General features: G+C 37.3%; 15 protein-coding genes. 3 read left to right on the top strand and 12 right to left on the bottom strand.

The annotated features are described in order from the left end of the window. The first annotated feature begins 62 nt into the window (after positions 1 to 62). Positions 63 to 977, top strand: coding sequence for a mechanosensitive ion channel family protein (locus RV04_RS02885; protein WP_071856968.1), 915 nt, complete (start codon positions 63 to 65; stop codon positions 975 to 977). A gap of 46 nt (positions 978 to 1023) precedes the next feature. Here RV04_RS02885 and rpsN read toward each other — a convergent pair whose 3' ends face one another. The 5 genes from rpsN to racE form a co-directional block, all read right to left on the bottom strand. Further along, the gene (gene rpsN, locus RV04_RS02890; protein ID WP_071856969.1) at positions 1024 to 1293 is read right to left on the bottom strand and encodes a 30S ribosomal protein S14; all 270 of its coding nucleotides are present in this window, start codon (positions 1291 to 1293) and stop codon (positions 1024 to 1026) included. Positions 1294 to 1435: 142 nt separating this feature from the next. Then, positions 1436 to 1930 carry a cyclic-di-AMP-binding protein CbpB gene (gene cbpB / locus RV04_RS02895; RefSeq protein ID WP_071856970.1) on the bottom strand — a complete coding sequence of 165 codons (495 nt, stop codon included), beginning with the start codon at positions 1928 to 1930 and terminating at the stop codon, positions 1436 to 1438. Between the two features lie 95 nt (positions 1931 to 2025). Continuing rightward, on the bottom strand, positions 2026 to 2538 hold the full coding sequence (locus RV04_RS02900; RefSeq protein ID WP_071856971.1) for a metallophosphoesterase: 513 nt from the start codon (positions 2536 to 2538) through the stop codon (positions 2026 to 2028). Next, positions 2535 to 3872, bottom strand: coding sequence for a ribonuclease PH (rph, locus tag RV04_RS02905; RefSeq protein WP_071856972.1), 1338 nt, complete (start codon positions 3870 to 3872; stop codon positions 2535 to 2537). The genes RV04_RS02900 and rph overlap by 4 nt, the downstream gene beginning before the upstream one ends. A gap of 1 nt (position 3873) precedes the next feature. Then, a complete protein-coding gene (gene racE, locus RV04_RS02910) occupies positions 3874 to 4695 on the bottom strand; it encodes a glutamate racemase (RefSeq protein WP_071856973.1) in 822 nt (273 codons plus the stop codon). A 145-nt stretch (positions 4696 to 4840) separates the two neighbouring features. Between racE and RV04_RS02915 the strand changes: the two genes are divergently transcribed. After that, a complete protein-coding gene (locus tag RV04_RS02915; protein ID WP_071856974.1) occupies positions 4841 to 5071 on the top strand; it encodes a hypothetical protein in 231 nt (76 codons plus the stop codon). A gap of 31 nt (positions 5072 to 5102) precedes the next feature. Here the strand turns inward: RV04_RS02915 and RV04_RS02920 are convergent, their stop codons facing one another. Genes RV04_RS02920 through RV04_RS02935 form a run of 4 tightly spaced genes read right to left on the bottom strand, consistent with a single transcriptional unit; the run spans position 5103 to position 8000 of the window. Further along, complete coding sequence (locus RV04_RS02920; protein ID WP_071856975.1) at positions 5103 to 5759, bottom strand: amino acid ABC transporter permease; 657 nt, start codon at positions 5757 to 5759, stop codon at positions 5103 to 5105. Positions 5760 to 5774: 15 nt separating this feature from the next. Then, entirely contained in the window at positions 5775 to 6419 is a 645-nt protein-coding gene (locus tag RV04_RS02925) for an amino acid ABC transporter permease (protein WP_071856976.1), read from the bottom strand. Then, positions 6419 to 7252: a transporter substrate-binding domain-containing protein gene (locus RV04_RS02930; RefSeq protein ID WP_071856977.1), complete on the bottom strand. Its 834-nt coding sequence runs from the start codon at positions 7250 to 7252 to the stop codon at positions 6419 to 6421. The genes RV04_RS02925 and RV04_RS02930 overlap by 1 nt, the downstream gene beginning before the upstream one ends. 10 nt (positions 7253 to 7262) lie before the next feature. Next, a complete protein-coding gene (locus RV04_RS02935) occupies positions 7263 to 8000 on the bottom strand; it encodes an amino acid ABC transporter ATP-binding protein (RefSeq protein WP_071856978.1) in 738 nt (245 codons plus the stop codon). A 261-nt stretch (positions 8001 to 8261) separates the two neighbouring features. Here RV04_RS02935 and trpS point away from each other — a divergent pair, with 261 nt between their 5' ends. After that, the gene (gene trpS, locus RV04_RS02940) at positions 8262 to 9272 is read left to right on the top strand and encodes a tryptophan--tRNA ligase (RefSeq protein ID WP_071856979.1); all 1011 of its coding nucleotides are present in this window, start codon (positions 8262 to 8264) and stop codon (positions 9270 to 9272) included. A gap of 51 nt (positions 9273 to 9323) precedes the next feature. Here trpS and hemH read toward each other — a convergent pair whose 3' ends face one another. From hemH to RV04_RS02955, 3 genes are all read right to left on the bottom strand, one after another. Next, positions 9324 to 10268, bottom strand: a complete 945-nt coding sequence (hemH, locus tag RV04_RS02945) for a ferrochelatase (RefSeq protein WP_071856980.1) — start codon at positions 10266 to 10268, stop codon at positions 9324 to 9326. A gap of 82 nt (positions 10269 to 10350) precedes the next feature. Then, positions 10351 to 11559: an NAD(P)/FAD-dependent oxidoreductase gene (locus tag RV04_RS02950; protein WP_071856981.1), complete on the bottom strand. Its 1209-nt coding sequence runs from the start codon at positions 11557 to 11559 to the stop codon at positions 10351 to 10353. A 65-nt stretch (positions 11560 to 11624) separates the two neighbouring features. Further along, on the bottom strand, positions 11625 to 12527 hold the full coding sequence (locus RV04_RS02955) for a prenyltransferase (protein ID WP_071856982.1): 903 nt from the start codon (positions 12525 to 12527) through the stop codon (positions 11625 to 11627). Positions 12528 to 12619: the final 92 nt, after the last annotated feature.

A 12619-nucleotide genomic window follows, 5' to 3' on the forward strand; every position in this document is an offset into this window, starting at 1 on the left:
TTTTATCGACAGAAAAGCAAAAGATTGATACACTATTTCTATTAATTTATTAGGAGGCATTTATGTTTTTACTAACTGCTGAAACTGTTGATTCTAGCACGATCAATGTAGTGGATCAAACAGCAAAAAAAATCTCTGCTTGGCAAAAATATTGGCAATCGATCGATTGGGAACGCGTCCTTTCTATTATGGTCCAAAAAGGCTTAACAATCATTGCGATTCTAGTTCTGTTCTATTTGGTACGTAAAATTGGTGGCTTCTTATTAAATCAATCGTTTGAACGCCAAAAGAAAAAAATGGTCGACAATGCAACTCGAATTGAAACGTTGCACGATCTTTCCTTAAATATCTTTTCATATACAGTCTTTTTCTTTTTTCTTTACTCGATTTTAGATACTTTAGGTATTCCTGTCGGTTCTTTATTAGCAGGTGCTGGAATTGCGGGGATCGCAATTGGCCTTGGCGCTCAAGGACTAACTAATGATATCATCACCGGTTTTTTCATCATTATGGAACAGCAGATCGATGTAGGAGATTATATTCGTTTAGTTAATCTGCAGATCGAAGGTACTGTTACTTCAGTCGGAATCAGAATGCTGCAAATGAAAGCTGCTGATGGAACAGTCCACTTCATTCCCAATCGAAACATCACAACTATCAGTAATCTGTCGCGCGCTCATATGCAAGTAAAAGTCGATATCCGCATCCAGCCAAATGAAGGATACGAGAAGATAAGCCAATTAATTGAAGCCGCAAATCAACGACTCGCTAAAGAATTTAAAACTGAAATTTTTGATGGTCCAAATTTATTTGGAATGGTGGATTTAGGCAATAGTAATTACGCTATTCGCACAATTATGTATGTGACTAATGGCAAACAATACAAATTACAGGAGGAATTTTTAGCTGCTTACGTGAAAGTATTAAACGAAAATGGCTATACCATTCCTAATGATCCGATCGTCATCGGAAAATAAAAAGAAACAGCAAACATTCCACAGTTTGCTGTTTCTTTTTATTTTTTTACCAGCTTGCTTTTTTCACACCAGGGAGTTGGCCGCTATGAGCTAGTTCACGAAACTTGATCCGCGATAGTCCAAATTTTCTCATGTACCCTCTTGGACGACCGTCAGTTTGGTCACGGTATTTCAGACGATTAGGATTCGAGTCACGGGGAAGTTTTGCCAATCCTTCAAAATCTCCGGCTGCTTTTAGCTCTGAACGTTTTTCAGCGTAACGTTCGATTAATTCTTCTTGCTTTTTCATTTTTATAATTTTAGCTTTTTTTGCCATCTTGCACCTCGTTTAGTTATCTAATCGAGCTTAATCGTAATCGTTTCAATTTAACACTTTATTAAAATAGCATGCTTATTTTTTTATGTCAAACAATCTGGCATGGAGTATGTAAGCAAAAAAAAGACCCCGTAAGGTCTTTTTAATTTACCGTATTGGAATTCGCATGAACCACGACTTTCGTTTCAGAATTTTTCCGATCAAATACGTGAAACGTATAATTAACAGCTTTTAAAATTTCTCTTCTGGTCACGATGCCACAAAACTTCCCTTCAGCATCTAAAACCGGTAAAAAAGCAGAATCAACTAGCAAGTGTAATACATCTTCTAATTCTGCATCTGGTCGCATTACTGCTACCTCTGTTTTCATGACATCAGCAACTGTCAAGATCTCTAAGTTTGCTGTGTCGATACCTTTTATTCCTAGCATTTTTTTTACGATATCGTTCAAACTCAATAACCCAACAAAATGATCCTCTCGATCTAATACTGGTATCGTTGAATACCCAGCTTGAGATAAAAGTAATAATGCATGTTCCAACGGGTGTTCTTTCATTACGTTGGCAACATTTTCTCCAGGGATAATCATCGTATCCTCATGTTCTTTCATCAATTGTTCAAGGGCCGGACTAATCATATAATGCCTCCATCTATCTGTCTTTAGCTACTTATTTTATCGTAATAACTAAAAAGAAAATCGTTATCATCCAAATATTTAATAAAAATTATCAACTATCGTTTGAAACTTGCCACCAATTCCTCAATGGGTTGATGCGCACGATTATAATAAGCTACTTGGTAACCTTCTTCGTCACTTTCGATAATAGCATAACTTGGTATTTGAATCGGTCCGCGCGGTTGCGAAATACTACCAGGATTAACGAATAAAATGTGCTTGTCCATTTCTGCGACTGCTTGATGGATATGTCCAAATAATGCGATATTCGCTCCTGCTTCTTGCGCTTGGACAGAAAGCATTGTTAGCCCAAACCGAACATTCGATAGGTGTCCATGGGTCATATAGATCACATCCTTGCCAATCGTTACGACCTGTTCTTTTTTATATTCAGGATCATAATCACAATTTCCTGTAACCACAGTAAAATGCTCCCACAATTCATCATTCGCTTTTAATTCAGAATCACCACAATGAAACATATGGTCCACCATTCCAACATAGCGATTCACTATTTCTACTAAAATATTTCGATCTCCGTGATTGTCACTGACTACTAAATATTTCATTGGTTATCCTCCAACCAGTTCTTCCAAACCTTTTCTAACTTTTGGACTGCCATCCCTCGATGACTAATCGCATTTTTTTCATCATTGCTTAATTCAGCTGAAGTTTTATTAAAATCAGGTACGATAAACAATGGATCATAACCAAACCCGTTTTCACCCTGAGGGATACGACCTATACGGCCATTCCAATCAGCTTCAACAACTAAACTTTCTTTTTGTGGTGCAGCAAAAACCAACGTACAATGGAAATGCGCTGTCCGTTTTTCATCAGAGACATCCGTCAGCTCATGCAATAGTTTTGCATTATTTGCTGCGTCACTTTTACGTTCCCCAGCAAAACGAGCTGAGAAAATCCCCGGCATGCCATTCAACGCATCCACGGCTAAACCAGAATCATCTGCTAAAACAGGTTGTTGTAAAATTTGAGCAATCGTTTCTGCTTTTAACCGCGCATTTTCTTCAAAAGTTGTTCCAGTCTCTTCCACATCCGGTAATTCAGGATAATCTAAAAGTGTTTTTGTCTGGTAGCCTTCTTTACCAAATAAGGCGGCAAACTCTTTGGCTTTGCCTGGGTTTCTTGTCGCGATCACAATGGTTTGTTCTTCTGCTTCAACTTCATCAAACAATGCTTCTTTTTGATGAGCGATCAGTTCATCAATCGCTGTTTTTCCATACAATATCAAAGAATTCAATTCAGTATCATCAAATGTCGCTTCTTCACCCGTGCCTTGAATTTCTACAAAGCGGCCTGATTCGGTCATAACAAGGTTCATATCCACTGATGCTGAAGAATCTTCTTGATAATCCAAATCAGTGACCACCGTTCCGTCAGGTAAAATCCCTACGCTGATAGCGGCTAAGTGCTCTTTGATTGGATCTTCTTTTAATTCACCACTCGCTAATAACTTATTAATAGCCAGACGTAAGGCGACAAATCCACCAGTAATACTAGCAGTTCTAGTTCCACCATCGGCTTGAACCACATCACAATCTACAATAATACTACGTTCGCCTAATTTTTCTAAATCAATAACTGCACGTAAAGAACGGCCAATCAGGCGTTGGATCTCCATCGTACGTCCAGTCAATTTTCCTTTGGCGCTCTCTCGACGATTACGAGTATTCGTTGCTCTTGGCAACATACTATACTCTGCTGTCACCCATCCTGTGTTACTCCCTCGCAAAAAGGGTGGAACAGAATCTTCCAAAGTCGCCGAACAAATTACTTTGGTATCTCCAAATGAAATCACTACAGATCCTTCTGGATGTTTAAAAACATTGGTTTCGATTTTTATTGGTCTTAACTGTCGGACCGTTCTTCCATCATGTCGCAAATTATTTTCCTCCTAATTCAATGTGCGTAACATCTAAACTATCAATATTTAACCAGTCACTCGCAATGTCTTTGAACATTTTTGGTGAACCTGTGGTAAAAAACTGATGCTGCTTGATTATAGTACGATTCAAATTATTTAAATCAAAATAATCCAATAATGCACTGACATCGCTAACGGTCTCAGCTCCCGAATCGATCAAAGTGACATCTGGTCCCATTACATGGTGGATAATCGGCCGGAGCAACGGATAATGGGTACAACCTAAAACCAATGTATCTATTTTTTTGTTTTTTAAGGTCGCCAATGTATAAGAAACAACTTTTTTTGCTACAGAGCTTGCAAATTGATTACTCTCAACGATCGGTACAAATTTGGGACACGCTAAACTAATGACTTGCGTTTCAGGCGCCTTTTCTTGGATCTCTAGTCTATACGAATCACTTTTGATGGTTCCTAAAGTTCCAATGATTCCAACATGGCCATTTTTACTCGCTTTTAATGCCGCACGTGAACCCGGCTGGATCACACCAATCACTGGAATATCTACACTTTTTTTAATTTCTTCTAAAGCTACAGCTGTTGCCGTATTGCATGCGATGACGAGCATTTTTATATTTTCATTCAATAAAAAACGGGTCATTTGCCATGTGAACTCAATAACTTGTTCTGCAGGTCGCGGTCCGTATGGACACCGGGCAGTATCCCCTAGATAAATAATTTTTTCATTCGGTAATTGGCGCATGGCTTCCTTGACCACAGTCAAACCACCTACGCCAGAATCAATAAATCCAATTGGTCTTTCATCTGACAAAACGCTCATCCTATCTCATTCAAAGTATCATCTTATTTTCCACTTTTTGAGCGAATATTTCAAGCCCTAGAGCTTTATTTAAATGAAGCGTTTCCTTTTGTTGTCGTTAAAAAGGATGCTACACTTAAATTAATAAAAAGGAAGGTGGATGAAGATGGATAAGAAAGAACTCACCGAAAATTTAGGTAAAGCATCTGCAGGAGATTCTCACCAAGATCCTGCAGTAAAAGAAACGGAAAAAGAAACAGAAAAAAATAAACATACACTTCAAGAAGATTCTGAACCTGGACTATTGGAAAAATTAGGTAAGACTCAAGCTGGAGCAGTTTATGAAGATCCAGCAATGAAAGAGACTGAGCGAAAAACGGAAGATGAAAAAGAGTAAAAAAGAAGCGTCCGAAATGGACGCTTCTTTTTTAGTAATTATATTTGCTAGTTTCTAATAGATTAGAAACTAGAGATAATAGATAACAAACGATAAAATACATAGCCGTCATAGCGATAAACATCGGAATGACATAGTTGGTATTTTGACCATAGACAATTTTAGCATTATGCATCAACTCTGGTAACGAGATGATCACAGCTAGTGACGTGTCTTTGATCAAAGAAATTAACTGACTCAAAATAGCTGGTAGCATTGATTTGAATGCCTGCGGAAAAACAATGATTGACAAGGTTTGTACATATGTCAATCCAGAGGACAGTCCTGCTTCAGTTTGACCTTTAGGCACGGCATTTAATCCTGCCCGGAAAATCTCCGAAAGCATCGCCGATTCAAAAATCGTTAATGCAGCAACTGCTGCCCAAAATATATTTAATTGGATTCCAATTTGTGGTAAAGCAAAATACGTGAAAAAGATAATCAACAGTAAAGGTAAATTACGAATGATATCGACGATCATCCCCACGATTTTAGAAACTACCGGAATCCCGCTGTAACGGATTGTTCCAGCCACGCCGCCAATAATCATACTGAAGATGATCGAAACAATTGAAACTTGGATCGTTACCCAAAGACCGTCGAGAAGGAATCGTATATTGACCCATGAAAAAGCACCACTCATATCCATTTTATTCCTCCCTTTCTACGCCTTCGACCAATGTTTATCTAAATAATTCATTAGATAAGACAAAGGTAACGTTAAGATTAAATAGAAACAACCAACGATGATATACGTACCAAATGTATTAAACGTATTGCTAGCGATTAAATCCCCTTGATACATCAAATCAAGTCCAGCAACCATCGCTAGAATCGAAGAATTTTTAATCAAATTGATAAATTGATTTCCTAGAGGTGGAACGACAATCTTAAAGGCCTGAGGCAACACGATATAGCGCATTGTCTCTGCATAAGAAAAGCCTGATGACATTCCCGCTTCTAGTTGACCCTTAGGTACTGTTTGGATTCCTGAACGAACAGTTTCGGCGATAAACGCTGAGGTATAGATCGTTAGACCAATTGTTCCAGATTGAAATCCATCAAAACTATAAAAATACATCGGTGCAATCACATAAAAGAACATTACAATGATCAGTAATGGAATATTACGAAAGAATGCGACATAAGCTTTGGCTAGATTTCTAATAACACGATTATGTGACAATTGAAAAATCGCCATCAATGTGCCGATCAGCAAACTAAAAACTAATGCTAATAAACTAGCATAAATTGTGTATTTAAAGCCGCTAGCAAAATCTCCTGAATAGGTTTGAAATAATTGTGCCATTAAAATTGTGCCCCCTTCTCTGCTCGTCCAGCTGCATCTTTAGGGAACCATTTTTCAAAAATCTTATCGTATGTGCCGTTATCATGCATTTTACGCAAAGCCGCATTCACTTCATCAGTGAAATCTGTTTGGCCTTTATTGATTGCGATTCCGTATGGTTCATTGGTAAATGTTCCAGCAGTCAATTCATAGTTCTTATTTTCAGCAGCCATCCCTAATAAGATAGCATTATCAGTCGTCATTGCTTGACCTTGACCTGATTGCAATGCAGTAAAGGCTTCGGCATAATTTTCTAACTCAAGAATTTTTGCCTCAGGTGCATATTTACGAATATTAATTGTTGATGTCGACCCTTTAACTGCAAGCACAGTATCCTTGCTCGTCAAATCTTTGACACTTTTAATTGGACTGCCTTTTTTGACTAATAACGATTGTCCAGCATCAAAATAGATATCTGAAAAATCGACTTGTTCTTTACGTTCCTCAGTGATCGTCATAGTTGCAATGATTGCATCGATATTCCCGTTTTTCAATAAAGGAATCCGTGTTTTTGAAGTCACTTCAACGAACTCGGCTTTGCCATCTTTACCTAGAATTTCTTTAGTGATTGCTTTGGCGATATCGATATCAAAACCTTCAACTTCGCGTGTTTTGACATTCATCATTCCGAACAAACGAGTATCGTATTTTACTCCCCATGTGATGACCGGATCTTCTTTTATCCGCGTAGCAATATTTTTATTTGCAACACTTTCTCCTTCACAGCCTGACAAAATAATTCCCACAAGTAGTGCAAAGGTTAAAAAAGAGACAATTTTTTTTAGTTTAGACATATAGCGCCTCCTAATGATTAATTACTTTGCTGACGAATTGCTGTGCTCGTTCTTCTTGTGGTCTTTCAAAGAAGCCTTTCACATCTCTCGTATCTTCAAGGACTTGCCCATCAGCCATGAAAATGATCCGATCGGCTACTTCTTTGGCAAAGCCCATCTCATGCGTTACAACGATCATCGACATACCATCACGAGCAATTTTTTTCATTACGTTCAAAACGTCACCGATCATTTCTGGATCTAGCGCAGACGTAGGCTCATCAAATAACAGTAAATCAGGATTCATCGCTAAGCCTCGAGCAATGGCGATCCGCTGTTGCTGCCCGCCTGATAGCATCGAAGGATAAGAATCTTTTTTATCCAACATGTCTACTCGATTAAGCAATTTCTCTGCTGTCTTCACTGCATCTTCCGATGACTGCTTTAGAACTTTGATTGGCGCTAACGTAATGTTTTCTAACGCCGTTTTATTCGGGTAAAGATTAAAATGTTGGAAGACCATTCCAATATTTTTTCTAATATCTTTTAGTTTAACTTCATTACTATGTAGGTCTTTATCATTGACCAACAACTGACCTGAAGTGATATCTTCTAACCCATTGATGCAACGTAGCATAGTACTTTTCCCAGAACCAGAAGGCCCGATCACTACTACGACTTCACCTTTTTCGAAAGTTAAGTCAATGTTTTTTAAGGCATGAAACTTCCCATAGTATTTTTCTACATGCTTAAATTCAACCATTGGCATGTCTTACCACCCCTTTTATCCTTATCATTTTCTAATTTTTCCAATCAGAGTTTAATTATAAGCGATGCTTTTCTAAGTTGTAAAGAAAAAAAACTTATGTCATCAAAAAAATTCTATATTTCTTTCATTTTGATGTGAGTTCTTTTAACATTAGTTTTAAATTAGTTAACGCAAAAGATCATGATAAGAGTTGTCAGTTTTACAAAAAAAAGGTAGTATTTGAAGAGACTATTGAAAGAATTTTAATGAAAAGGTGAGTTAATGGAAAATATTATTTTGACCGGAGATCGTCCGACTGGACAACTACATTTAGGACACTATGTGGGCTCCCTAAAAAATCGTGTACGGATGCAAGAAGATCCGAACAATAAATTATTTATTATGATTGCTGATATGCAAGCTTTAACCGACAATGCTAAAAACCCGGAGAAGGTTTCTTCAAATGTCTTACAAGTGGCATTAGATTACTTAGCCGTTGGATTGGATCCAAAACGTTCTACGCTCTTTATCCAATCACAAATTCCCGAATTAGCAGAACTAACGATGTACTACTTAAATTTAGTTAGTGTTGGGCGCGTACGACGCAATCCCACTGTCAAATCAGAAATCGAACAAAAGAAATTTGGTGAAAGTGTACCGACTGGTTTCTTCATCTACCCTGTCTCACAAGCATCAGATATCACTGCTTTTAAAGCAAATCTAGTTCCAGTGGGTGAAGATCAAAAACCCATGCTAGAACAAACGCAGGAAATCGTTCAAAGCTTCAACCATACTTACAGTGACGTGTTAGTAGAGCCAAAAGGCGTTTTCCCTGAAAAAGGAATGGGCCGTTTACCTGGTATTGATGGTAACGGAAAAATGAGCAAATCTTTAGGAAACGGAATTTACATCGCTGATCCTGCAGATGTCTTAGCAAAAAAAGTTATGAGTATGTACACCGACCCAAATCATATTCATGTCGAAGATCCAGGTCAAGTTGAAGGCAACATGGTCTTTACTTACCTAGATGTATTTGGAACAGATAAAGAAAAAATTGCTGAACTGAAAGAACACTACCGCCGTGGTGGTCTTGGTGATGTCAAAATCAAACGTTACTTGATTGAAGTTTTAGAAGCTGAATTTGGTCCGATTCGTGCCCGTAGAGAAGAATTAGCTAAGAATCCAGAAGCAATCATGCAAATGTTAAAGGAAGGCAGCGAGCAGGCGCAGATCGTTGCTGCTGAGACCTTAAAAGAAGTTAAACAAGCTATGGGGATCAATTATTTTGTCTAATGAAAAACGTGTACCTAATTAGGTACACGTTTTTCATTAGACAAAATAAATTTATTCATTCGCATTTACGATTGAATACAGAACGTCCGTAAACGATTTGTCTTCATTAAATGGTCGGATATAATCGAAACGTTCTCCCCCGTTTTCAATAAAATAATTTCGATTTTCTTCATCAATTTCTTCGATTGTTTCTAAACAATCTGCTACAAATCCCGGAGTAATAACTAAAACGCTTTTTACATTTTGACTCGGAAAAGCTTTCAATGTCTCACAAGTCATTGGTGTCAGCCATTGGCTAGGACCGAACTTAGATTGATAGGTATGTGCATAAGGAAAAGTTCCGACTTTAGCCATTACTTTTTTAGTAGTTGCCTGACATTGTTCCTCGTACGGATCTCCACGTTCAATTGTAGAGACTGGAACACCGTGGTAAGAAAAAAGAAGCATGTCATATTTTTGTTGCATCATTTGTTTTTTTATATAGGAAGAAAGTAGCGTAATATACTCATCTCGTTCATAAAATGAACGGGATATTTTTAGATGGGGAATATCCGCTGCGTGTTTATATAATTGAGCAATTTGATCACAAATCGGGGCAACTGTCGTTTCTGAATATTGTGGATACAATGGAAGAACAAAAAGCTCCGTCATCCCTGCAGCTTTCATTTCTAAGATTGTTTCATCAATTTTTTGTTTTCCATAGGTCATTGCGAAACGAACTAGCGCATCAGGTATTTTTTCTTGTAACAATTCTGCTTGTTTTTGCGTGTAAATCCAGAGCGGTGATCCGTCTGTTTGCCAGATTTTTGAATAAAGCTTTGCTGATTTTTTAGGACGGACATTTAGAACAATCCCATGTAAAATTGGTAACCAGATTATTCTTGGCCAAGTAATCACTCGACGGTCCGATAAAAATTCAGCTAAATAACTTTTTACTGCTGTTGGCGTAGGACTCTCTGGTGTCCCTAAGTTCACTAATAAAATACCGCGTTGCATTTGTTGATACCTTCGTCTTTTCCTCTTTCAAAAGCGTTCAGTAAAAAACACTCGCAAATTTTTACGAGTGTTTTCATTCGGCTTAATGATAAAAATCAAAACGGCCTTTCGCTAAAACTTCTTTGACACCACCTGTTTCAAATAACGAACGATCCATAATTGCTTTTTTAATAAACGATGCTGGATAAGCTGTTACTTCTGTTTTTCCAACGACACCAAATGCATGCGTATTTCCAATCGAAGCAACTGAACCTAAAGATTTAAATGAAAATGGATCTGATGGTTGTCCTTTAAGTTGATTTAAAATATCTTTTGCAGCATAAGAACCCATTGTCAAAGCAATTTGAGCAGTTGTTGGATATGGTCGATTACTTGAAGGGTCCATTACAGCTGATACATCGCCTAAAAGATACACGTCATCATGATTTGGATCCGTTAAGTTTGGTTTTACCATTACACGACCACGACGTTCTTCAAATCCTGAATCGCCAATAACTTTACTTCCGCTGACACCCGTTGTCCAAACAATTGTTTTCGCTTTGAGCGCAACTAGATCGTTTTCATTATCTTTCGAATTTTGATAAATCACAGCACCTGGTTCAACTTTTTTGATTGGTTTGCCAGTTAATAATTTAACATCCCATTTTTTTAGGTATTTCAAGCAATATTGGCCTAACTTATCGCTAAACATTGGTAAAATTTTATCTACTGCCTCAACACAATAAATCTGGATATCTTCCGGCTTCACACCTGCGATATCAGCAAATTTTTTGCTTCCTTCAACAAACGCTCCAACTAGTTCGATTCCAGTAAAACCGGCACCACAAACAACAATTCGAAGGTATTCTTCATCTTTAGTTTCTTTATATTTTTTCATTTGTTCTACGATATGTTTATGAACCTGGTCTGCTGTTTTAACGTCGACCATTTCTAAGGCATTTTCTTTTACTCCCGGAATACCGAACGATTCTGATTGGAAACCAAGACCCACGATTAAATAATCATAGTTTAATTTTTGATTTTCTAAATAAACTTCTTTTTTATCCGCATCAATTTTTTCAACCGTGTCTTGCACAAAAACGGTTTTATTTGAGTTGATGACATCTTTGATTTTGTAGCAAATTTTTTCATCTGGTTGTGTCCCCGCTGCTACTTCATGCAAACTAGTTGCTTCATAGTGATAGTCATTTCGATCCACTAAAGTAATATGGATATCTGCTGATGATTTTTGTAGTACATGTAATGCACGTAACCCTGCATAACCTGCACCTAGGATAACGATTTCTTTCATTTTTTTCTCCTCCTAATACATCCATAGCTTTTTAAAAGCCTATTAAAATAATAAAGAATAAATTTTTAAAATAAAAAGATAATAGCAAAACTAATAACTTGAGCAGCTGCACCAACCGCCAATATTCGGACGGCACAAATAAATGTTTCTCGTTTGATCTGCTTTTCTAAAAACAAAAGGACTTGCTTGAAAATAAATGGCGCCACAAAAAAAGTCCCCAACATGGTCCATGGAGCGATTCCGATTAATACTGCTAAAATCACAGCCAGAAAAGCAGCTACATTCATACCGATAAATAGATCAATTGCAGCTTGTTTCCCCAAATAATGGACCAATGTAAAGCGTTCATTTTTTTCGTCTTCTTCTAAATCACAGATATTATTTGCCAACATCAAGTTTGCGATCCACAATGTATTCGGTAACGAGATTAAGAATATTTCACTTAAGGTTCTGAAATTCCATTGAAATACCTCAAATGCATTTAGATAAACACACAAACAAGTAATCATAAACCCCATGGTCAATCCTGAAAAAACTTCGCCAAGCGGCAGACTAGACAATGGTTTTGGGCCCGATGAATAAAAAATACCCACACCATAACAAAATAACCCCATCAACAAAAATGGCCAACCGACAACAAATGTCAGGCCGATTCCAATCAAAGCGGAAACAATGATCATTCCTACCATTAAGTTAAAGACTAACTTTAAATCAATCTCTTCACGTCCAATGATATTGGTTTTCTCTCGGTAATCATGAATCTCTGTCGCATGATGATAGTCGTTATAATTATCTAGAATGTCTACCGCCATGTTAAAAATAAACATAGCAACGAAAAACAACAGAACTAATCCTAGATGAAGTCTGTGAAAATTATACAGGCTAAAACAAATCCCAATAAAAAAAGGCAGGACGCTTGCGGTTTTCGCTTTAAACTCCACAAGTTCCAAGAAAACGGTTAAACTCATTCTACCCAACTTTCTCATATTTTCTTTTCAATATCCATTATGCTATTTTTATAGTTTTAGTTCAAAGGATTTGCTTATCACCTATGTGCTTG

The sequence above is a fragment of the Enterococcus hermanniensis genome, assembly GCF_001885945.1.
GTDB lineage: Bacteria > Bacillota > Bacilli > Lactobacillales > Enterococcaceae > Enterococcus_A > Enterococcus_A hermanniensis.